The 22170-nt window shown below is 68.9% G+C and carries 20 protein-coding genes and 2 pseudogenes; 13 read left to right on the forward strand and 9 right to left on the reverse strand.

The genetic code is table 11. The annotated features are described in order from the left end of the window. Nucleotides 1-630 precede the first annotated feature (630 nt). Nucleotides 631-1293 carry an HdeD family acid-resistance protein gene (locus tag WBK50_RS09545; protein WP_341335244.1) on the reverse strand — a complete coding sequence of 221 codons (663 nt, stop codon included), beginning with the start codon at nt 1291-1293 and terminating at the stop codon, nt 631-633. Nucleotides 1294-1454: 161 nt separating this feature from the next. Here WBK50_RS09545 and WBK50_RS09550 point away from each other — a divergent pair, with 161 nt between their 5' ends. Next, complete coding sequence (locus WBK50_RS09550) at nt 1455-1895, forward strand: TMEM175 family protein (RefSeq protein ID WP_341335245.1); 441 nt, start codon at nt 1455-1457, stop codon at nt 1893-1895. Here the strand turns inward: WBK50_RS09550 and WBK50_RS09555 are convergent. Continuing rightward, nucleotides 1861-2685: an alpha/beta fold hydrolase gene (locus tag WBK50_RS09555; protein WP_341335246.1), complete on the reverse strand. Its 825-nt coding sequence runs from the start codon at nt 2683-2685 to the stop codon at nt 1861-1863. The genes WBK50_RS09550 and WBK50_RS09555 overlap by 35 nt on opposite strands. 666 nt (nt 2686-3351) lie before the next feature. Here WBK50_RS09555 and WBK50_RS09560 point away from each other — a divergent pair. The 5 genes and pseudogenes from WBK50_RS09560 to WBK50_RS09580 all read left to right on the forward strand — a co-directional run. Further along, nucleotides 3352-4038, forward strand: a complete 687-nt coding sequence (locus WBK50_RS09560) for a M23 family metallopeptidase (protein WP_341335247.1) — start codon at nt 3352-3354, stop codon at nt 4036-4038. A gap of 240 nt (nt 4039-4278) precedes the next feature. Next, the gene (locus WBK50_RS09565; protein ID WP_341335248.1) at nt 4279-5016 is read left to right on the forward strand and encodes a lysozyme; all 738 of its coding nucleotides are present in this window, start codon (nt 4279-4281) and stop codon (nt 5014-5016) included. Nucleotides 5017-5392: 376 nt separating this feature from the next. After that, nucleotides 5393-6214, forward strand: a complete 822-nt coding sequence (locus WBK50_RS09570; RefSeq protein ID WP_341335249.1) for an enoyl-CoA hydratase/isomerase family protein — start codon at nt 5393-5395, stop codon at nt 6212-6214. Between the two features lie 504 nt (nt 6215-6718). Then, nucleotides 6719-7009, forward strand: coding sequence for an AMP-binding enzyme (locus tag WBK50_RS09575; RefSeq protein ID WP_341335250.1), 291 nt, complete (start codon nt 6719-6721; stop codon nt 7007-7009). A 35-nt stretch (nt 7010-7044) separates the two neighbouring features. After that, nucleotides 7045-7515, forward strand: a pseudogene (locus WBK50_RS09580) (maleylpyruvate isomerase N-terminal domain-containing protein); the annotation flags it as partial. A gap of 134 nt (nt 7516-7649) precedes the next feature. On the opposite strand, the gene WBK50_RS09585 reads toward WBK50_RS09580, so the two are convergent. Both WBK50_RS09585 and WBK50_RS09590 read right to left on the reverse strand, forming a co-directional pair. Further along, nucleotides 7650-10628: an alpha-mannosidase gene (locus WBK50_RS09585; protein ID WP_341335251.1), complete on the reverse strand. Its 2979-nt coding sequence runs from the start codon at nt 10626-10628 to the stop codon at nt 7650-7652. Nucleotides 10629-10842: 214 nt separating this feature from the next. Then, entirely contained in the window at nt 10843-11760 is a 918-nt protein-coding gene (locus WBK50_RS09590) for a DUF2961 domain-containing protein (protein WP_341335252.1), read from the reverse strand. 206 nt (nt 11761-11966) lie between these two features. On the opposite strand from WBK50_RS09590, the gene WBK50_RS09595 reads away from it, so the two are divergent. The 4 genes from WBK50_RS09595 (at nt 11967) to WBK50_RS09610 (ending at nt 16007) form a co-directional block, all read left to right on the forward strand. Then, entirely contained in the window at nt 11967-12155 is a 189-nt protein-coding gene (locus WBK50_RS09595) for a hypothetical protein (RefSeq protein ID WP_341335253.1), read from the forward strand. 329 nt (nt 12156-12484) lie between these two features. Then, nucleotides 12485-13894: a multicopper oxidase family protein gene (locus tag WBK50_RS09600; protein WP_341335254.1), complete on the forward strand. Its 1410-nt coding sequence runs from the start codon at nt 12485-12487 to the stop codon at nt 13892-13894. A 690-nt stretch (nt 13895-14584) separates the two neighbouring features. Next, nucleotides 14585-15223: an HD domain-containing protein gene (locus WBK50_RS09605; protein ID WP_341335255.1), complete on the forward strand. Its 639-nt coding sequence runs from the start codon at nt 14585-14587 to the stop codon at nt 15221-15223. A gap of 469 nt (nt 15224-15692) precedes the next feature. Further along, a complete protein-coding gene (locus WBK50_RS09610; protein ID WP_341335256.1) occupies nt 15693-16007 on the forward strand; it encodes a hypothetical protein in 315 nt (104 codons plus the stop codon). A gap of 80 nt (nt 16008-16087) precedes the next feature. Here the strand turns inward: WBK50_RS09610 and WBK50_RS09615 are convergent, their stop codons facing one another. The 5 genes from WBK50_RS09615 to WBK50_RS09635 all read right to left on the reverse strand — a co-directional run bounded on the left by WBK50_RS09615 (nt 16088) and on the right by WBK50_RS09635 (nt 18961). Next, complete coding sequence (locus tag WBK50_RS09615; RefSeq protein WP_341335257.1) at nt 16088-16726, reverse strand: GAF domain-containing protein; 639 nt, start codon at nt 16724-16726, stop codon at nt 16088-16090. 93 nt (nt 16727-16819) lie between these two features. Then, nucleotides 16820-17005 carry a hypothetical protein gene (locus WBK50_RS09620; protein ID WP_341335258.1) on the reverse strand — a complete coding sequence of 62 codons (186 nt, stop codon included), beginning with the start codon at nt 17003-17005 and terminating at the stop codon, nt 16820-16822. A gap of 158 nt (nt 17006-17163) precedes the next feature. Next, nucleotides 17164-17361, reverse strand: a complete 198-nt coding sequence (locus WBK50_RS09625; RefSeq protein ID WP_341335259.1) for a hypothetical protein — start codon at nt 17359-17361, stop codon at nt 17164-17166. Further along, complete coding sequence (locus WBK50_RS09630; protein ID WP_341335260.1) at nt 17362-17595, reverse strand: hypothetical protein; 234 nt, start codon at nt 17593-17595, stop codon at nt 17362-17364. A gap of 259 nt (nt 17596-17854) precedes the next feature. Then, nucleotides 17855-18961, reverse strand: a complete 1107-nt coding sequence (locus tag WBK50_RS09635) for an NAD(P)H-dependent flavin oxidoreductase (RefSeq protein ID WP_341335261.1) — start codon at nt 18959-18961, stop codon at nt 17855-17857. Nucleotides 18962-19302: 341 nt separating this feature from the next. Here WBK50_RS09635 and WBK50_RS09640 point away from each other — a divergent pair, with 341 nt between their 5' ends. From WBK50_RS09640 to ctaD, 3 genes and pseudogenes are all read left to right on the forward strand, one after another. Then, nucleotides 19303-19713, forward strand: a complete 411-nt coding sequence (locus WBK50_RS09640) for a VOC family protein (protein ID WP_341335262.1) — start codon at nt 19303-19305, stop codon at nt 19711-19713. Between the two features lie 124 nt (nt 19714-19837). Further along, a pseudogene (locus WBK50_RS09645) lies at nt 19838-20015 on the forward strand (IS5/IS1182 family transposase); the annotation flags it as partial. 253 nt (nt 20016-20268) lie between these two features. Then, nucleotides 20269-22023: an aa3-type cytochrome oxidase subunit I gene (gene ctaD, locus WBK50_RS09650; RefSeq protein ID WP_341335263.1), complete on the forward strand. Its 1755-nt coding sequence runs from the start codon at nt 20269-20271 to the stop codon at nt 22021-22023. Nucleotides 22024-22170: the final 147 nt, after the last annotated feature.

The raw sequence follows: 22170 nt of genomic DNA on the forward strand, positions 1-22170 counted from the left end.
CCGGACGCCACGGAGCCACTCGCCTCGAGGCCAAGGGCGTGCAGTCAAGTGCTTCGGCCAGTGGCGTGATCGCAGCGTGGTGAAGCCACACCTCGGTCGCGGCCGGCACCGGCACGCTGGCACTGATCGAGATCATCGAATGGCCGGCGCGGCGGTGTTGACGGTCGGTCATATCCTCGCCCACAACCGTCACCACGCCCTGTTGCGCAGCTTCGGCGAAGCGCGGGACGAGGCCTGAGTCCCGTACGCGACCGGCAGTCTCACGGTCCCGGCCCTCACTTCCCGGGGTGAGCATCGAGTCGATGGCGATGGCGATGGCGATGGCGATGGCGATGGCGATCGCGACCGCGAGTACCAGGACCGGGTCCTGGTCTGCGTCGATCTCGACCCCGTCGGTTCACGGACGCGGAACCACTGCTCGGAGACCTCGGCGATCTTGCGGTCGTCCACCTCGATCTCGTACTCGGGCTCGTACTCGTGGTCGACGACGTTGCCGTGCACCTCCATGTCGGGCCCGGTCTCGACATCGACCTTCCGGCGCTTCCGCAGCGGGGTGATCCGCGTTTTGTGCACCCCGGCCAGGCGGTCGCCGTCGGGACTGACGGTACGCGGGCAGGGCCAGGCTCGTGGTCAGCCCGACGTCGGTGTGGGGGCCGCAGAGGTGTTGCCGCGCGTTGAGGTCGCGGACTCTCGTGATGCTGGGCCCGGGGCCGACACCGCGGGTTCGGATCGGCGAAGCGACGACACGATCCCGACGAGGCCCAGGAGGATCAGCACAACCCCGAGGAGCCAAGCGAGGGTTATGGCGCTGGACACTGGCCACGAGAGCACCACGATGCCGCCCAACACGCCGATCACACCGCTGACGATCGTCCACCCCCGACCTGCTTCGCCGCGGCCACTGATCCCGTTGACGATGTCCGCCACGCCGTGGATCAGCCAGAACGCACCCAGGATCAAGGTCAGTACGACCAGGGTCTGCAGGGGCGAGCGCAGGCAGATGATCCCGGCAATGAACGACAGCACGCCCAGAACCACGGAGAGCACCTTGGCCGAGGCCGACGTGTCCGGGATCGCGAAGGCGGCGACGACCCGAAAGATGCCCACGACGAACAACTGCACCGCGAAGATGACCGCGAGCGTCACCAGCGTGATGCCCGGCCAGACCAGCACGAGGACTCCTGCGATCACGGTGAGCACCCCGTAGGCGGCCCACCACCAGCGTGAGCGACCGACGTCGGCGGCCATGTCGGCGACGTCGCGGTCCTGTCGCCGAGCTGCGTTCTCGGTCATCGGTACCCCTCCTGAGGGCCGGATGTGTGGCGGAGCCATCGTCGCCCGATCCCACCGGACGGAGCTCACCCGCGACGGGTGAGCCATGACCGTCCCGGCATGCGGAAGGTCGGTGTGCGAGGCCGGCTCCCGAAGTCGGCACCCAGGTCCAGAACAGTGCCGTGGCCGACCTGCTGCGCGAGCACGCGGCCGACATCCTCGCGTTCTTGCTCAGCTTCACGGTCATTGCGCGACTCTGGCTCGCCCAGCATTCGATCGTCAGTGTCCTGGTACGTCAGAACCCGTTGGTGGTCGGGCTCCTGCTCGCGTGGACCCTCACCATCGTGTTCCTTCCGTTCCCGACGACCTTGGTCGCGGGCACCTCGAACGACGGCCTCGCCAAGCTGCTCTACATCGGCACGATGACGATGAGCTCGGCCCTGCTGGCGCTCCTCCCGCGGGTGATCGGCCGTGATCGGAGCTTGCGCGACACCGACGCGGGGCCAGACGTCCTGCCGACAGCCGGCACCACATCGGCAGGCCTCGAACAGGCGCCGGTGGTTGATCCTCGTCTCCACCGAGCCGTCATCAGGCCTGCACGAAGGCCAGCAGGTCCGCGTTGATCGTCTCGGCCTCGGTGGTCGGCATGCCGTGCGGGAATCCCTTGTACGTCTTGAGCGTCCCGTTCTGCAGGAGCTCCGCGGACAGCGGGCCGGAGTCGGCATAGGGAACGATCTGGTCGTCGTCGCCGTGCATCACCAGGACCGGCACCGTGATCTTCTTGAGGTCCTCGGTGAAATCGGTCTGGGAGAAGGCGACGATGCCGTCGTAATGTGCCTTCGCCCCGCCCATCATTCCCTGGCGCCACCAGTTTTCGATGATCGCTTCCGAGGGTTCCACGCCGGGCCGGTTGAAGCCGTAGAAGGGGCCCGACGGCAGCGCCCGGTAGAACTCGGACCGGTTGGCGGCCAGCTGGGCCTGGAAGCCGTCGAACACGCTCTTCGGCAGGCCGCCGGGATTCGCGACGGTCTGCACCATGAGCGGCGGCACCGCACTGATCAGCACGGCTTTCGCCACGCGGCTCTCACCGCGTCGAGCGATGTAGCGAACGACCTCGCCGCCACCGGTGGAGTGCCCCACGTGCACGGCGTCCTGGAGATCGAGATGGGCAGTCAGGGCAGCCAGATCGTCCGCGTAGTGGTCCATGTCGTGACCGTCGCTGGTCTGCGTGGAGCGTCCGTGCCCGCGCCGGTCATGGGCGATGACGCGGTAGCCGTGCTGGAGGAAGAACAGCATTTGGGTGTCCCAATCGTCACCCGAGAGCGGCCAGCCGTGGCTGAAGACGATCGGTTGACCAGAGCCCCAGTCCTTGTAGAAGATCTCCGTGCCGTCGGTCGTGGTGATCGTGTTCATGCGCTGCCTCCGTTGGTCTGGGCCTTGCCGCCGACAACGTGCGCGCTGGCAGGGTAACCATCACTCTTGTTGCGCTCCAGCCGCTCGACTGCCGCGCTAGTGGCTCCGCAGGCGAGCCGGTGGTGTGCACGGGCTGATGCTCCGCCGTTCGGTCTCCAACGACGACCGCCCCGCCCCGCGCTCGGCCCCGACGGGGCGAACCACACTCGTCCAGGTCGCCGTGGCCGGCGACCAAGACCGGACACAGCAGCTGGGGCACGGCGGCCAGGCTGGTCCGAATGCCCCGCGTCAGCCTCGTCCCCGACACCCCGAACCGTCCCGGGGAGGCGACCACGACCGGCAGCATCCCGGCGCTCAGCGCCCGACCAACAGAAGATCACGCAGCAACCGTCAACACCACGCCCGCGGACCTGGCCCGGGCTGACCGAGCAGAAAGCCGTGGACGCTGGTCGGGCGATATCTCGACCGTATCGAGGCCCGCCATACGGAGCCCCGATAAGGCGGGCAAATGGGCCTGACGGCGGGAGGGGGTTGTCGAGTATCTGTAATAGGGCTCGGCCGGGCCGAGACAGGGGGCCGGGGAAATCGGGCATAGCGCAGAAATGCCCGTCAGGGGCCGAGCGGAAACCGGGCAATTCAGGAGGGTTATCCGATCGGGGGCAAACGATGGCAGATCACGGTGATGAGGAGGCGGGCGCCCCGGCGATGGTGGACGGGGACGCCGGTCGGGTCTGGTGGAACAGATTGTGTTCGCTCGCGCTCGCGGCGTTGCTGGCCGTGGTCGGGCTCGTCGCTTTCGGGACATCGCCGGCGGCGGCGAGCCCGGGCGGCAAGTATCCGGCGTTGTCCGCCCCTCGCCATGGCGACGGCGATGACGATGACGATGATGACGATGATGGTGGCGCGCCGCTCTCCGGGCGGGGGTCGACCCGTTACACCTTGGTACTGCCGAAGGGCGCGATAAGGAGTTCGCTGACCGCGCCGCACCATGACTACCCCGCGATCGATATTGCGGTGGCCTCCGGGACACCGTTCTACGCCGTCACCTCCGGTACCGCGACGAGGATCTACCAGGGCGGTGGCTGCGGTAACGGGGTGATGCTTCGGGGTGATGACGGCGCTAAATACACCTATTGCCACGCCACCCGTATCTCGGCTACCGGCAGGGTCGCCAGTGGGCAGCGGCTCGGGTTGACCGGAAGCACGGGAGATTCCACCGGCCCGCACCTGCACCTGCAGATCGCCTATCCCGGGTCGACTCTGCGGTGTCCCAGGGCGCTGTTGGTGGCGCTGTCCAAGGGAGTGGCTCCGCCGCCCGTCAAGAGCCTCCCGAGACGTGGGTGCTCCTATTAGACCGCGCCCGGCACGGGTCTGCCTGAGAGATGCAGATGTCTCGCAGGTCCGTGCCGGCATGCTGAAGGGCCGACCATGGGTACCACCTTCAATGCCGGCGGCCACCGTCGGATGAGTGTCGCCGCAGTCGGGTTGTGTGCCGCTGCTCTGTTGCTCTCGGGTCATTCCCCTGCGCATGCGGCCACTACCGCGCACACCCCGACTACCGCGCCCACCCCGGCGTCGGCCGTGCCCGGCGCGATGCCGCGACCGACCGCGTGGGACAACCACACCGCCGGGTCGCAGATCGCGATGCACGAGGGCACCTACGCGGCGGCTTCCTCGGCGTCGAGAGCGTCGGCGCGTGGTGCTGTTCGCGGCATGGACGTCAGTGGCCACCAGGGCGACGTCGACTGGGCCGCCGCGTACGACGGCGGAGCCCGGTTCGCCTACGTCAAGGCCACGGAGAGCACCACCTTCACGAACCCGTACTTCAAGCAGCAGTACAACGGCGCCGCCGCGGCGGGCATCCTCCGCGCCGCGTACCATTTCGCCCTCCCCGATCAATCCGGCGGGGCCACCCAAGCCGACTACTTCCTGAACCACGGCGGCGGTGGGCGCGCCGACGGCAAGACGCTGCCCCCGGCGCTGGACATGGAGTACAACCCCTACGGCGCCACCTGCTACGGGCTCAGCCCCGCGAAGATGGTGCGGTGGGTGAAGGACTTCAGCAACAAGGTGCACGCCCGGACCGGCCGATGGCCGACCATCTACACCTCGACCAAGTGGTGGAGGCAGTGCACCGGCGACCTCGCCGACATGAGCAGCACCAACTCGCTGTGGGTGGCCCGGTACGCGCCGGCGGTGGGTCCGCTGCCCTACGCCTGGAGGCGCTACACGTTCTGGCAGCACGCCAGCTCCGGCCCTCTGGCCGGCGACCAGAACGTCTTCAACGGCACCTACGGCGCGCTGCAGGCCATGGCGGGGTCGGCGGACTGACTCCCTGCGGTGACGACCCGCGTTCCTGCCCGCCGAACGGCGGGAAACGTGTTCCGTCAGGTCGGGAACCAGAAGCACTCGCCGAGGAACCGCTTCATGATCTCCACTCACCCTTTCACGCTCGGCAAAGCTCGCCACCAAGGCGCGCGACTACAACGAATGCATCCACCGTATGCGGGCCGCCCGGGCCGGCGGCTGGCTGCCGCGGCGGCGGCCTCAGGGAGAGCAACATCTGCATGCGGTCCCGGCCGCATGCACGATCGACCCGCCCGACTACGCCCGTAGCGGGCGCGTGCCCGCGGCGGGCGCGAACCTGCCCGGCGGGCCGCGCCACCGAAGTCCGCGCGCAGGCTTTATGAAGAGCCGAGGAGGTCCGGTGGTTCTCGAGACGCTCACCGTACGCAAGGAAGGGTCGGTTCTCTTCGCGGACATCGCGGCGCCGCCCATGAATCTCCTCGGACCCGAACTGGTCCGGGATCTGGTCGCCCTCATCAAGGATGCCGAGGGCGACGACGCTGTGCAGGTGCTCGTCTTCGCCAGCGCCGATCCCGACTACTTCATCTCCCACGTCGACCTCAACCGAGTCAGTGAATACCGCGCGGAGGCCGCGAAGCTGACTGGTGAAGCGTCAATCGCCCTGCTGTTCCACCATCTGAGCGCAAGCCGCCTCGTGACGATCGCCCAGATCGAGGGCCGGGTCCGATCCGCGGGCAGTGAGTTCGCCTTGGCCTGCGACATGCGCTTCGCGGCGCGCGAGTCGGCGATTCTCAGCCAGTTCGAGCCCGCGTTCGGCCTACTCCCCGGCGGCGGCGCTGCCCAACACCTCACACGCCTGATGGGTCGCGCCCGAGCCCTGGAAGTCATGTTGAGCGGGGAGGACTACGACGCGGAGCTGGCTGAGCGATACGGGTGGATCAACCGAGCCGTGCCCGCAGATCGGCTCGGCACTTTCGTCAAGTCACTCGCTCACCGCATCGCGGGGTTCCCGGCGCTCGGCCACATCGCAGTCAAGGACCGCGTGAATGAGATCGCGCTTGCACCGGCCGAAGATTTCCGACGCGATTCCGACCTCTTCGGCGAGGCAGTGCGCACTCCCGAGGTGCAAAGCCGAATCCGAGCGGCGATGAAGCGCGGCCTGCAGACTCGCGATGGAGAAATGGCCATGGGCCGGATATTGACTGATACCACCGACGATTGACCGGGATGTAGATGACTGATCGACGTGACGCACCAAGGAGCAGAGCTGACGACGACTCGTGCGCGGCGCGCAGGTGGAACTGACTTGTTCGCGGTACTCCTTCTCAGCGGCGCCGAGCGTCGGCTGCCGACGGGACTCCGATCTCTTCGGCGAAGCCGCGCGCCCCCGGAGGCACAGAACCAGATTCGCGCGGCCGCGCAGCATCGCCGGGTACAGGTTGTCGCTCTGGAGCCCGAGCACCCAGTCCATCGTCGCGGCGCTGAACACCGTCCCGCGGCCGGGCTCCCCTTCCCGGATCACCAGATGCGCACCCGTCATACATACGCCATGTATGAGCCGCGTTGACCCGCCCATTGAGGTCGGGCTGCGCGCGGCTTCGGCTTCGGCAAGGGCCCCGGTGCTCGGCCAACGAGGTCTTCATCTCGACGAGCTCGGCGGGATAGCGCTCCAGCACGCCGTTCAGCTCGTCGGCATACGGGGAGCTGGCGGTGACCGAAGGCTGGGGTGGGACAACGGCCGGGCTGTCTCCCCGCCGTCACACAGGTGGCCGCCGTCGCGATGCCCGACCCACAGCTCGGCGAGCGGGTCTGCCTCTACGTGGTGCCGCGCCCCGGAACGACCGTCACCCTCGAGGAGATCCGCGAGGCCATGGATCAGATCGGCGTCGCCCGGTTCAAGCTGCCCGAGCACCTCGTCCTGGTCGACGAACTCGTCTCCACCAAGGTCGGAAAGATCGACAAGAAGGCCCTGCGCGCGGACATCGTCGACCGCCTCACCACCGCAGCACCCGGATGACCACCCGACACGACCTCGACGCCACGCTGCCCTGGATGCGCGAAGGCACCGCTCACCTGCTCGCCGTCATCGACGAACTCACCGATGACGACCTGCGCGCACCCAGCAGCCTGCCCGGATGGACCCGCGCGCACGTCGTCGGGCACCTCGCCCGCAACGCCGAGGCCCTCACCAGGCTCGCCTCGTGGGCGCGCACCGGCGTCGAGACGCCGATGTACGCCGACCGGGAGCAGCGGTCCCGGGAGATCGAGCGCTCCGCGGAGCTGCCCCGGGAGACACTGCGCGCCGAGGTCGCCGGCACTGCGGCTGCGCTCGCCGAAGCTCTTGCCGAGCTGGCCGGCGCCCAGTGGAGCGCCGAGGTGCGCAGCGCGCTCGGGCGGGCCGTCCCCGCCGCGGAGGTGCCGTGGATGCGCATCCGGGAGGTCTGGCTGCACGCCGTCGACCTGGACGCGGGCGCGAGCATCGACGACTTGCCTACCGGCGTGCTGGACCTCCTGCTCGACGACGTCAGCACCGCGCCGTCGGCCAAGGACGACTGTCCGTCGCTCGAGCTGGCTCTGAGCGCACAGGCAAGCCGGCAAGCGGAAGTGCCTCGCCGGCTCGCCCACCCACCCGAACTTCCGCGCGATGCTGAAGCTGATCAAGTAGAGAACCTCAGCGTGACGAGCTGGAACGGCCGCACCCGCAGCACGCCGTCGGCGAGGCACGCCGGCTCCGGCGACGGCCGCTCCAGCAGGTCGGTCTCCACCACCGCCGTGTGCGGGAAGCCGGCGGTGACCCGCGCCGTCGCCCGTGTCCCGAGGGCCTCGTAGAGCCGGACGACGACGTCGCCGCTGCGGTCCTCAGCGAGCTTCACCGACTCCACGACGACGGCCGGGTCGTCCACCGTCACCAGCGGCGTGACGTCGGCGCCGCCGCGGACCTCTCGCAGCGGCAGGTTCAGCCGGTAGCCCTCCGCAACGGCGTCGCCGATGCTCGACCCGGCTCGCAGCGACACGGTGAACCGGTGCTCGCCCTGGTCGGCGTCGGGGTCCGGGAAGAGCGGGGCGCGCAGCAGCGACAGCCGGACGGTCGTGGTCGTCCCGCCCTCCGGACGGGTGGTGCGGCCGACGTCGTGGCCGTAGGTGGAGTCGTTGGCGACGGCCACCCCGTAGCCGGGCTCGCCCACGTGCACCCAGCGGTGCGCGCAGGTCTCGAAGCGGGCGGCGTCCCACGAGGTGTTGGTGTGGGTGGGGCGGTGCACGTGCCCGAACTGGATCTCCGACGCGGCGCGGTCGGCGTGGACGTCGAGGGGGAACGCGAGCTTGAGCAGCTTCTGCCGGTCGTGCCAGTCGACGGTGAACGCGATGTCGATCGACCCGTCGTGCAGCGTCACGACTTGGGTGATCGTCGAAGGGCCGGTGCTGCGGACGATCCGTACGGCGTCCCGGTCGGCGGTGACCTTGCCGTCGAGGAGGTCGCGGCCGGTGCGCTTGTAGTGCTCGTCGACGTCCCACGCGTCCCAGCGGGTGGGGGTGTCGCGGAAGAGCTGCAGCAGGTTGGCGGGGGACCCGGGCGGGAGCACCTCGCGGTCGGCGACGAGGTCGTGGACGGAGGTGAACAGTCCGCGATCGTCGATCGTGAGCCGGACGCGGTCGTCGGCGAGGACGAACCCGTCGGGGGTCTCGGCGGCGGCGGCGCCGGGTGCGGCCGCGGCCGGTGCGCCGCCCAGCGCCGGTACGCCGTCGCGGGTGTAGGGCCCGGCGTTGAACGCGAGCAGCCGGTCCCCGTCGCCCGCGAGTGCGGCGGCGGCGTTCCCGATGACGCCCTCCAGCTCGTCCGCGACGCGGGCGTACTCGCGCTCGGCCTGTCGGTGCACCCATGCGATGGAGGTGCCCGGGAGGATGTCGTGGAACTGCTGCAGCAGCACCGTCCGCCAGCAGGACTCCAGCGCGTCGTACGGGTACTCCGCCCCGGTCCGGACGGCCGCGGTCGTCGCCCAGAGCTCGGCCTCGCGCAGCAGGTGCTCGCTGCGCCGGTTGCCGCGCTTCGTCCGGGCCTGCGAGGTGTAGGTACCGCGGTGGAACTCCAGGTACAGCTCGCCCGACCACACGGGCGGCTGCGGGTACTCGGCCTCAGCGGCCGCGAAGAACGCCGACGGACTGCTCAGCCGCACGGTCGGGGAGCCCTCCAGGTCGCGGGTGCGGGCGGCCGCGGCGAGCATCTCGCGGGTCGGCCCGCCCCCGCCGTCGCCCCAGCCGAACGGCACGAGCGAGGTGTTGGCGCGCCCCTTCTCCGCGTACTGCCGCTGCGCGCGCGCGAGCTCCTCGCCCAGCAGTTCGGAGTTGTAGGTGTCCACCGGCGGGAAGTGCGTGAAGATCCGCGTGCCGTCGATGCCCTCCCAGGCGAACGTGTGGTGCGGGAAGGTGTTCGTCTCGTTCCAGGAGATCTTCTGGGTGAGGAACCAGCGCCGCCCGGCCGCCGCGGCGATCTGGGGGAGCGCGGCGGAGTAGCCGAAGGAGTCGGGCAGCCATACCCCGTCGCTCTCGACACCCAGCTCGTCGGCGAAGAAGCGCGCGCCGGCCACCATCTGCCGGGCCATCGCCTCGCCGCCGGGCATGTTCGTGTCGGACTCGACCCACATGCCCCCGACCGGCACGAACCGGCCTTCGGCGGCGCGTGCCTTGACCCGCGAGAACAGCTCCGGCTGGTGCTCCTGCAGCCACGCGTACTGCTGCGCCGACGATGCCGCGAACACGAAGTCCTCGTCGGTGTCCATGAGCGCGAGCACGTTGGAGAACGTGCGCGCCACTTTGCGGACGGTCTCGCGCACCGGCCACAGCCACGCCGAGTCGATGTGGGCATGGCCGACGGCGTGCACGCGGTGGGCGCTGGCGTGGGCCTTGCTCGCGAGGACGCCGGCCACCTCGGCACGACCGGCCTCCGCGGTGCCCGACACGTCGTCGGGGTCGACGACGTTCACCGCCCGCTCCATCGCCCGCAGCACCTCGGCGCGGCGAGGGATGTCGGCCGGCAGCGAGTTGACCAGCCCGGTCAGCGTCCAGAAATCCTGCCACAGCTCCCACACCGGTAGGTCGAGCAGGGCGGCGTGCATCTGGACGAGCCGGTAGAGCGGCTGATCACCGGCGGTGGCGAGGTCGCCGAACGGGGTGGGCGCGAACGTCCACGCGCCGGCGACCTCGGGGTTCGCCGCGGCTTCGACGTAGAGGTCCACCGCCGAGCCGGCGGCACCGAGCGGGACGTGACGGCGGCGCGGCTCGATCGCGCCGATGATCGCCCCGTCGGGGCGGTAGGCGGTGGCCTCGGCCTGGAAGCCGGGCTGGGAGCCACTGAAACCCAGGTCGACGGCGAGCTCCGGGCGCGTCGTCGCGGCCGTCCAGGCGGCGGGGACCGTGCCGGTGACGCGGAACCAGACGGTGCCCCACGGCCGTCCCCACGGTGCCCCGATCGCGAACGGCGTGAACTCCTGACGCACAGCGTCGGCGAAGGGCACCGGCTCGCCCGGAACGACCCACGCCGTGACGTCGAAGGGGAGGTGGTCACGGTGGACCGCCGGGACCAGCCGCTCGCGGGTGAACCGCAGGATCCGGCCGAGGACGAGCTGGGAGTCGTCGTGCACCGGCCCATCCTGTCGCTCTGGGCGGGCCGTGCGCGGAAAGGTCTATCTGAGCGGGGGTTGCCCGGGGCCGGGGCCGGAATGCGATCTCGGGGATCGCGGCCTTCAGGCCGGTGCCGAGTCCGCGTGCGAGGCCTTCCGGAGACGGCGCGAAGCCCTCGACGGCGCCGAGGTCAAGGGTCAGGCCGGCCGCCGCCACGCCCTCGTCGACCATCCATTACTGGTAGTAGAGGATGCACCAGCACAACGTGTCTCCCGTGGTACAGCCGGCCTCGGGTAAGGACCTGACCACAGCTGAGGTGGTGAAGGGCACTCCACCCCATTTCGACCACAGGTCGGTGGCCATCCCCACCACGTTCACGTTGCCGGCCGGCTGGTCTGTGCCGACATAGCTGTGGAAGCTGGTGTTGTAGTCGCGTCGGCCGTTGAAGTACCACCCGCTGTCGAACCAGTCCTCCGTGCCGGTTGCGACGATCTGTGGGGTCGCCTCTCCGTCGACGGCGATAGAGAAATTGCGCTCCAACCAGGACAGGTTGGTGGCGCCGACTCCTCCGACGTGGGAGTGGTAGACGATCGACCCCGGGCCGCCGGTGATCTGCGCGAGGGTGGTGGTCGCGGAGGCGGTCCGGGTGACCTTCTGGTCGACGTAGCGGACGCCCTTGTAGCGCAGTCGCTGACCGTTCGCCTCATCGGTTGCGGTGAGGCTGTAGGCGACCATCGAGTAGATGCTCGCGGTTTGCCCGGCATTGATGTTGAAGTAGGCGATCCTGATCGATGTGCCGAACGGCATCGGGAAGGTCAGCAAGAAGGCCGTGCGGTAGTTCCCGCTGTCGATCTCCACATGCACGTGCTCACACGAGTGACTGGTGTTGGCGCTGCCGGCTCCCCAGTGCGTGGCGAGCAGTGTGCCCATGTCGATGTCGATCGAGGCGCTCGGTGAGCCGTCGTAGTACACCCGTAGCCGGGCGTCCAGCGCTGGAGCGTTACCACCACCGAGCGCCATCCAGAGGGAGAGGACCGCCCCGGGACCGTTCCTGTCGCACAACGTGCGCTCGGTGTTCGGCGGCACCGAGACGTTTTCCACCTTCTCGACGTGGAGCTTTCCCTGGCGGAGTGAGGCCAGCGGGGTCACCATCGCTCAACTCTCCCTTGTCCGGACCAGGTCTGGGCAAAGCCCACCGTCGGCCGGCGAACGGCCCCTATGAGTGGCCCGAGAGTACTGATCGGCGCGTGCGGCGAGAACGCCACTGGTCGCACGCGAACAGAATCTTTGCCAGTTCCGCGCACGCCGAATCCAGGCACTCGGGCACCTGATCAATGTCTCCCCCACGTGTGTGAATCGTGACCAACCAGCTCCACACCTTCGGCGCGGGCCTGTTCCACGAGTTCCTGGGCGAGCTGCTGCTGATCTCCTCGAGCCGGCACGGACTCGATCATCAGTCCCCGTCAGCAAGATCGAACCAGCCGATCGAAGATCGGCGCACAGCCGTGACAAGATCGACGCTAATGGCGCGGCTGCGGATCGCTTGAATCGGGCCCGGGCGTCCCCGCATAACCGTAGATGAGGCCGTGGCTGCTGATTTCAGCGTAGACCGAGCCTGCCGAGTGGCAGAACATCTTTGACGGGGTGTCGGGGTGGGAGGCGGGTCGGTACGCTCGGCGAGCCCGGCGGTAGGCCCGGGCGTTCGTGCTGGGGTTGCCGGCTGGGCTGCCGCGCGTGGATCGGCGGACGCCGGCCCAGCACGCCAGGTGATGCCACTCCGGATCAAATGTGGCGCTTGAAAACCAATAGCTGGAAAGCCGGCTTGGTATCTCCAGAGCGCGGCCCCTGACGTACGCCATCCGCATCTGGAGGCATGATGCGTTGTCGATCGAAGCTGACCTGCCTGGCCGCCACCATGATCCTTTCCGCGGCCATTGCGGTGAGCGGCTGCGCCGGTGGACTGTCGCCGTCGGCCTCGGCGCAAGAGGGATCCGTGCTGCAGGACCCGCCGGAGCTGGTGAGCCAGAACGGGGTCTTGCAGGCGCGGATCGTCGTGGCTAGAGAACAGGTCGACGTGGCAGGGCGCAAGCTGCAGGCCTTGACCTACAACGGCCATTACATGCCACCGACGCTGCGGTTCCGGCCGGGGGACAGGATGGAGCTGGATTTGGAGAACCGGCTGGGCGAGAACACGAACCTGCACGTGCACGGGCTGCACGTGTCACCGGCGGGCAATTCCGACAACATCTTCCTGCACATCCATCCCGGGCAGACGTTCCACTACTCGTATCAATTCCCGGAGAACCTCCTGCCCGGCACCTACTGGTACCACCCTCATCCGCACCCGACCAGCGCACCACAGGTCGCCGGGGGAATGTCGGGGATCATCATCGTGGACGGGCTGAAGCAGGAACTTCCGCCAGATCTGCGGAACATCACCGAGCACGTCATCGCGCTCAAGGACTTCCAGGTCGACGGCGACGCGATCAAGACCGTGCCTCTGGAAATCGGCGCACCAACCAACCGCACGGTCAATGGCCAGCTGAACCCGACCGTGAAGATCCGGCCGGGCGAGGTCCAACTGTGGCGGCTGGCCAACATCAGCGCCAACATCTACTACAACGTCCAGTTGCAGGGCCAGCAGTTCCAGGTGATCGGCCACGATGGCAATCCCGTCGACCGGACCTTTGCGGCCGACTCACTGCTGCTCGCGGCCGGTGCCCGGTTCGACGTGCTCGTGCGCGGCGGGCCACCCGGGAGCGCCCAGTTGCAGACGCTCGCGTACAACACGGGGCCGGCCGGCAACCAGTTCCCGCAGGCCACCCTCGCCACCCTGGTCTCCGAAGGGGCGCCGGTGCCTCCGGTGGACCTGCCCGCCACCGTCGGACCGTTCGAGGACCTCAGCAACGCCACGCTCGCTGCGCAACGCACCATCGTGTTCTCCGAGACCGACAATCCCGACGCGTTCTTCATCAACGGCAAGCTGTTCGATCCGAACCGGGTGGACATCCAATCCAAGCTGAACACGGTCGAGGAGTGGACGATCCGCAACGAGAGCAATGAAGAACACTCCTTCCATGTCCACGTCAACCATTTCCAGCTGATGAGCATCAACGGTCAGCCTCACCAAGGCCACGGCTGGCAGGACACCGCGAGCATTCCCGCCAAGGGGCAGATCGTCATCCGGATCCACTTCATCAACTACACCGGTAAAACCGTCCTGCACTGCCACATCCTCAACCATGAGGACCTTGGCATGATGGCGGTACTGGAGATCGTCCCGTGATCGATGCTCCCAGCCACCGAGACCCGGCAGCCCGTCCGCGGGAGGCCGTCGACGGTGCCCCGCCCAGGCTGGTGACTCACCACCAAGGGCCGGTAGCCGTGAGCCCGGACCCCGCGACGGTGCCTGGGTCGCCGCGGCCACCGGCCTGACCCCGCTGCCCGGCCGGCCGCCCGGGAGACGGTGGATCCTGGGACTGAGCCTTTGCCAACCTGGCGGACGGGCAGGTCAGCGGGTGTGCGGCGTGGCGTGACCTCGAACGGGTGAAGCTCCTGGTAGACGGGCGATTGCTGAGATCAATCCGTCCGACCAAGAGCTTCACGTGCTGTCCTGTCCGTCCGGGATCGTCTCGGTGGTCAGCTCTTGCAGCTTGCGGTTGCCGATGACGGGGAGGACGTAGTCCCGGGCGTAGCGGCGGACCGGCATAGCCCTTCCTGCCTCTCCGCCGCGAGGCGTGGTTCTCCGGCGTCGCGGGCGTCGTCTCCGCTGCCCTGCACATCGGACAGCTCGGGTGCCTGGACCTGCGCATTTACCGTTGGCAAGCAAGTACGTGTTCCAGCCGGCGGGGGTGGCGGCTGGGTGGTGCCCGGAGTGACACATGTCCACCGGATCGCAAGTCTTCTGGTCATGGATTTCAGCGCATCTCCGGCCTGCGGGGCGGGCACAGCGAAACCCTACGGAAAGGCGCAGCACATGACCGAGACGATCGCCGGAATCGACATCCCGGACACCGAGCTGGTCCGCGAGGCCACCGAGCTGGTCCACAAGGCCAGCACCCCGCTGTTGTTCGACCACTCCCGCCGGGTCTTCCTCTTCGCGAGCCTGAAGGGTCGCTACCGCGGGATCGAGGCCGACCCCGAGCTGCTCTACGTCGGCGCGATGTTCCACGACCTCGGGCTGACCGAGCACTACCGGCGCACCGACCAGCGCTTCGAGGTCGACGGCGCCGACCTGGCGCGGGACTTCCTGCTCGACCACGGTCGTCGCCCCGCCGAGGCCCGCGCCGTGTGGCTGGGCATCGCGCTGCACACCACCCCTGGCATTCCCGATCACCTGGAGCCGGAGACCGCGCTGGTCAGCCTCGGCGTCGAGACCGACGTGCTGGGGATGGACCTCGACCAGGTCACGGCCGAGGAGGTGGCGGCCGTCGTGGCGGCGCACCCGCGACCGGACTTCAAGAACAACATTCTGCGGGCCTTCTACGACGGGATGAAGGACCGCCCCGACACCACCTTCGGAACGATGAACGACGACGTGCTCGCGCACTTCGCGCCCGGCTTCACGCGTGCGGACTTCGTGGACATCATCACCGGCTCGGCATGGCCCGAGTGACCTCTCCTCCACTGCGCAGACCGAGGAGAACCTCATGACCAGCATCTATGCCCCGGCTTGCAGCCGGGTATAGGTGCTGCCGCCGTTCCCGGCTCCGTCGCCTCGCCCGCGCTCGCAGGCCGTCGCAGCCGGCTGGCCTCGTCGCGGATGGGACCGGGCACCGGCGCCACCCGCCGAACGGGAAGGGCGATCCCGATCTGCACAACGTCCCCCACGAGGTCGCCGCGAGTCGGCAAGGGCCGCCTTCCCGGCGCGCGGGACTCTCCTGGCGGCGCCGGCTGGCCGGGGCGCCGTGCGCGGCCCGAAGTACATGGGCTCACCCAGCTCGTCGAGCGTGACGTCGGTAATCCCTGCTCCGGTCAGCAGCGTGCGCACCGTGCCTCCCTGAAGGGGCGATCGAGGTACCCCGACCGGCGGGACTTGCCATGCCGTCGATGACACGTGGATGTGGTCGTAGCAGTCTGTTCTGGTGGTGTTCACCGGGCCCGGAGCCGACGAAGCCACCGATGATCACGAGGGATACGTCGCAGGTCGCTACCCCGACGGCACCTATAGCAAGATCTGGACAGATGTCACTGAATGTGCAGCCGGCACATTCCTCGCGTACGCCCCGGCGTGTGAGTGTGGTTGGCGCGGCGGCCAGGATCATCCTCTGACGCCCGCGGGGCACCTGGCCTGCCAGCGCGTCTGGGTACACGACCACTTCCAGCGCCTCGCCCCGGCCCGGCAGATCGTCGCCCGCCTCGGTCGTGCGCTCGACCACGAGGCCGATTTCCTGACCTGACCGGATGGCGAGATCGGGATGGCCGGGTGTGCTTCCGCTGTTCGTCGCGGGCTCGGTCAGCCACCGGTATTCGCAAGCGGTCAGCAGACACCCCGCCGTGGCGGTGAGGGCGACGGCCCATCGACGATCCGCCGCACGCCGGCCGCCACCGCCTGGTCACCGCCGCGACCCCGGAACTCCCCGCAACGACGGGTCGTCCGGTTGGTCGGGTTGCAGGGGGAGTTCGACGAGGATCGTGGTCCCGTGTCCGGGGGGCTGTCGACGTTGGCGATCGCGGTGGCGATGAGTTCCGTGAACCCGACCATGCGTTGTTCGGTGTCGGCCGGGAGATGCGCGCGCCGCGTCCCGGCGACGATCGCGCCCCAGAGATGGCCCTCGACGGTGATCGGGGCCGCGACCGATGACCGGATTCCCATCGGGCGAACGGTGGCGTCGACGAACGCGCCGGAGGCTTGGCTGTAGTCGTCGCAGCGGGCCGGGTGGCCGGTGCGTAGGGCGACCGCCAGGGCCAGCGGTGGCTGCGGGGTCCAGCGGCTGCCCACCGCCAGATCGTGGGAGTGGCCGCCGGCTACGGCGACGACGGTCATCGCGTCGTCGGGATCGAGGCGGGCGATGGTCGTGGCGTCGGCCCCGAGGACGTGGCCGACCTCGTGTGCGACGGCCGCGAGCACCTCGGCCGGCGGCAGCCCGCGGGCGACGAGAGTGGCGACCCGGCGCAACGCGGCTTGTTCCTCGGCGAGGCGGCGGAGCTCGTCACGGCTGTGCTCGAGCTGGGCGCGGCCCTTGGCGTTCGCGATCGCGGTCCCGACGAGCTAGGTGCCGGTGACCAGCGACAGCGCCGTCTGGTGGCCCAGCCGTAGCCACCCTGGGACCGCATCGCCGACCGACCGGTCGATCGCGAGCGTCACGATGGCCAGGAGCACGCCCGCGCCCACGTAGAGCAGTGGGACGGGCAGGGGGCGGTCGAGCGGGCGGGTCCCGGTCGCGCTGGTCGGCACGGCGGGCTCCCTGCGGGTCGGCTGCATGGTCGAGGTGGGGAACCCGGCTGCGGGCCATCCAATCCCGGTCGTGAGCCGCCGCACCGGGGCCGGGGGTGCCGCACCAGACCGCGATGGCGGCAGGGTGGGGCGCTCGGCCCGGGCCGCGTCGCGGTGGATCAGCTAAGTCCGCCCAAGGTGCGCAGGGCGCTGTCGATGCTCACGTGAATGTCGAACAGGTCGACGAGACCGTCTCCGGAAATCGCCCGGTCGATTACATCGTCAGGGGCCACCAGGTAGAAGCCGACATCTGCGGCTCCGGCTCGCTGGGCGATGTCCGCGAGAGAGGACACAGCACCCGGGTCGATGCTCGACACCTAGGTCAGATCGAGCACGATCGCCCAGGGGCTCCTGTCGAGGTGCTCGTCGAGGTGGCGCCGCAAATCCTCCGCAGCAACCTCGTTCAACGGTCCGCTGACCTCCACCAGCGGAACCTCGGGCCGCAGGGAGCTGAACTGTATCCGGAGGCCGTCGTCGCTCATGATGACGCGATTCAATATCTTCAGGCGTCCCTCTTCTATCCAGGGAACGCGAACTTCGGTGCGATTCACGCGGTCAGACCTCGCTTGCCCCGGATACATAAGAGCTCGGGGCTGCTGCGTCGTGGAGGTACCCCCGGTCAGCCGGCTCCGAAACACGGCATCTCGCGGTCCCTCAGGGCGGGCATCGGCGCCAGGTGGACCGAGGAGCGCACGAGCTGGACTTCAATGGGTTGACCTGTCCCGCGCTCTCAGAGGACGTCCCGGACTACCCGCGCAAGGTTCTGCCGATACGGGCCGAGCTGGGCCGGCCGCCTGAACGTCGTGGACATCATCGAGGGCTCTGGCCCCACGGCACACTGAAGTCGGACGAGCAGCGGTCAGGTGAGCAGGGCGCAGGCGTCACGCCACATCCGGGAGACGATCTCCGCGGCGGGTTCCTCTCTGGCGAGTGCGGCACTCTGCCCTGTCCAGTGGTTGGCCCGATCGAGCCCGTCCGGGGCACCTCGGCGCCAGCGGCCGACGAGCTGCCGCTGGACCGGGAGGGGGCCGGTGCCGGTGCAGACGGGTCCTGCCAGGCCATCACGTACGGGGTCGGGGCTGCGCGGCCCAGTCTCCCGGAGTAGGCGCGGGTGGTCACGGTGCGCTCCGGGGCGAGGCCCTCGAGCGAGGCTGACCAGGCCGGGTCGATGCCCGCTTCGGGGGAGCGGAGCAGGGCGGTCCCCACCTGGACGGCGGACGCGCCGAGTGCGAGTGCGGCGGCCACGCCTCGGCCGTCGGCGATTCCTCCGGCCGCGATGACAGGAATCTGCAGGTGGTCGGCCATCCGGGGGAGGAGGGCGAAGAGCCCGACCTCGGTCTGCTCCGCACCGTCGGGATCGAAGCAGCCACGGTGGCCACCCGCCTCCATGCCCTGGGCCACGATCGCGTCCGCGCCCGCCTCCTGCGCGGCCAGGGCCTCGTCCAGGGTGGTGGCGCAGGCGAACCAGGCGATGCCGCGCTCGTGCAGCCGTCGAACGTAGTCCGGCTGGAACAGGCCCATGATCGAGGAGATGACGGTGGGTTCGGCGGCGAGCATCGCTTCGCACTGCCGGGCGAACACGGGGCCGGGCGGTGCCGGCTCGCCCGGAGTTCCGAAGCGATCGAGGAACCCGGCCGCGGCCTCGACGCGGGCGGGGTCGTCGACCGGCGGGTCCGGAACCCAGATGTTGAGCTGGAGGCAGCCCGAGGTTCCGCCTCGGAAACGTCGCACCCACTCCGTGATGCGCTCGGGGTGGTCGAGAACGACGCCGTTCGCTCCCATGCCGCCGGCTTCGGCCACCGCGATCGCCAGCCCGGGAGGGCAGGCCCCGGCCATGGGTGCCTCCAGGATCGGGATCCGCAGGCCGTATCGGTCACAGAACTCCCGCACCCGCTGCAGCACGTGCCACCCCCGCATGAGTTCATCGCCCGTCCCGCACCACCTGGACCTGGCTCGTGGGAGCCGGCAACGGACGGAGGACGGGGCGCTGAGGTCTCAGCATTCCTTGTCGCACGCGCTCGCGGAATACGAGACGGGACGCGGTCTACTTGGCCGCTGGTGCGTCGCTCTGCCCGTCGCGCCGGGGTCGTGACGCTGGCGGCGAGCCATCAGCCTCTGCAACGCTTCGGCGAGGAACGGTTCCGCAGTCGGCCTCGGAGCGCCGCTCGACCAGGTAGGCCGGCGGGACCGTGAGGTGACCGTGCAGGAGCTGCAGCGAGGACGGGTACACCGCTTCCTCGCCGGATGGAGGTGTGCGGATGCTGTTGGACGGGGTCAACCACGTCGCGGTGGTCTCTCATGACGTCACCCGGCTGGGCGAGTTCTATGCGCGGGTCTTCGACGCCGAAGTCGGCCCGACCCGTGAGCACGGGCCGGGCGAGACGATGACGGTGATCCGGATCGGCCCGCGCACGGAACTGAACGTCTTCGTGATCGACGGGAACACCGAGGCCTACCGGCAGACCCCGATGTGGCATCGAGGCCGCCTCGATCACCTCGGGTTGGGGGCCGCGTCGCAGGAAGCGTTCGACACCATCCGCGGGCGTCTCGTCGAGTCCGGCGCCAGCGACGGGACCGTCAACGACTTCGGGCCGGTCCTGAGCATCTTCTTCCGGGACCCGGACGGCCTCGAGGGCGAGGTCGTCCTCCCGAAGACCGACGCCCCCTGACTGTCGGGCACTCCGTTCGTCCCGGCAGCAGATCCCGGCCCGATCGGCGCTCGCGCCGATGTCGTCGGCTACGCCGAGGACCTCGACGGGGGCGTTGCATCGATACTCCGCCTGCGCCGAGAAGATCATCGAGGCCGGCGTGACGCAGCTGTTGCCGGCGTGTGCGCCACGGCGTCACCGGCATCCCGGGCGGCTCCCGAGGAACGATCGAGCGGCACTGGCAGGGATCGCGTTCGTGCTCAAGGCCGGGATCGGCTGGAACCAACTGCGCCGCGACCTGGTCGGTTTGCTCCGGGGTCACTACCAACCGATCTTCTGGACGTCATGACCACACAGGAACAGTCCGTGCGCTTCCCCGCGCCGCCACGGAATCGAGCGGGGGAGAGCCGGCAGTGCGTGAAAGGGGAGGGGAGGTGCGGCTGGGAAGGCCATGGCAACAGGGAGCCGTGACTGGTTCGGCCACTTAACAGGGACCGCCAGGGTCGATATCGTCGGCGCAGTGGGCCCGATCCTCCCGCAGGACGCAGTGGGCCCGATCCTCCCGCAGGAGCAGCCATGACGACAGTGCGGCCAGTTCCTATCCGGACGCGGCCCTATCCGGCCCGCGAACCGGGCAAGGGAAGCCGGATCGCGCACATGCTTCGGACCACGGATCCGAAGGACATCGCGATCCTGTACCTGGTCACGTCGTTCGGCTTCTTCATGGCCGGCGGTGCGATGGCGCTGCTGATGCGTGCCGAGCTCGCCCGCCCGGGACAGCAGTTCCTGTCCAGCGAGCAGTACAACCAGCTCTTCACGATGCACGGCACGATCATGCTGCTGCTCTACGCGACGCCGATCCTCTTCGGCTTCGCGAACTACATCGTGCCGCTGCAGATCGGTGCCCCGGACGTCGCGTTCCCGCGGCTGAACGCCTTCTCCTACTGGCTGTTCCTGTTCGGTGGCCTGATCGTCCTGTCCGGGTTCCTGACCCCCGGCGGCGCCGCGGACTTCGGCTGGTTCGCCTACGCCCCGCTCAACGACGCGATCCACTCGCCGGGCGTGGGCTCCGACGTCTGGATCATGGGATTGATCGTGGCCGGCTTGGGAACCATCCTCGGTGGCGTCAACTTCATCACCACGATCATCTGCCTGCGCGCCCCGGGTATGACGATGTTCCGGATGCCGATCTTCTGCTGGAACATCTTCATCACCGCGCTGCTGATCCTGATCGCGTTCCCGGTGCTCACCGCCGCCCTCTTCGGGCTCATCGTGGACCGTCACTTCGGCGCCCACGTGTTCGACCCCGCCAACGGCGGTGCGATCCTGTGGCAGCACCTGTTCTGGTTCTTCGGCCACCCCGAGGTCTACATCGTCGCCCTGCCGTTCTTCGGCATCGTCACCGAGATCATCCCGGTGTTCAGCCGCAAACCCCTGTTCGGCTACAAGGGCATGGTGTTTGCCACGATCTCGATCGGGTTCCTCTCCGCCGCGGTGTGGGCACACCACATGTTCGCCACCGGCGCGGTCCTGCTGGCGTTCTTCTCCTTCACCACGTTCCTGATCGCGATCCCGACCGGTGTCAAGTTCGTCAACTGGATCGGCACGATGTGGAAGGGCAAGCTCACGTTCGAGACGCCGATGCTGTTCTCGGTAGGTTTCCTGGCCACGTTCCTGCTCGGCGGCCTGACCGGGGTGCTGCTGGCCTCCCCGCCGATCGACTTCCACGTCTCGGACACGTACTTCGTGGTCGCGCACTTCCACTACGTGCTCTTCGGCACGATCGTGTTCGCCACCTACGCCGGCATCTACTTCTGGTTCCCGAAGATGACCGGCCGGATGCTGGACGAGACGCTCGGCAAGTTCCACTTCTGGACCACGTTCATCGGGTTCCACCTGACGTTCCTGGTGCAGCACTGGCTGGGCAACGAGGGCATGCCGCGCCGCTACGTGGACTACCTGCCCACCGACGGGTTCACCACGCTGAACATGATCTCCTCGATCGGCGCGTTCGTGCTCGGGGCGTCAATCCTGCCGTTCATCTGGAACGTGTTCAAGAGCTACCGCTACGGCCGGGTGGTCACCGTGGACGACCCGTGGGGCCACGGCAACTCCCTGGAGTGGGCCACCTCGTGTCCGCCGCCGCGGCACAACTTCACCGAGCTGCCCCGGATCCGCTCCGAGCGCCCCGCGTTCGAGCTGCACTATCCGCACCTCGTCGAGCGCATCCGCGAGGAGGCGCACGTCGGGCACCGGGCGGCACCCTCCGAGGCCGTCGCCCAGGGCGTCAGCCACGAGACCCAGCCGGACGAGGACCCACGTTCACGCTGACGTCGGGTGAGGGGGCGTCGGAGGATCTGTCGCGCCGCCTGCAGCTTCCGCGGCCACGCAGCTGCAGCGCATGCGCGCGCCGCTGTGGTCAGGAGGCGGAGCGCGAGGTCGTGCCCCCGGACAGAACAACGCGCACCGCGCGTCGCG

Origin of the sequence: Pseudonocardia sp. T1-2H (assembly GCF_038039215.1) — a bacterium.
Classification (GTDB): Bacteria; Actinomycetota; Actinomycetes; order Mycobacteriales; family Pseudonocardiaceae; genus Pseudonocardia.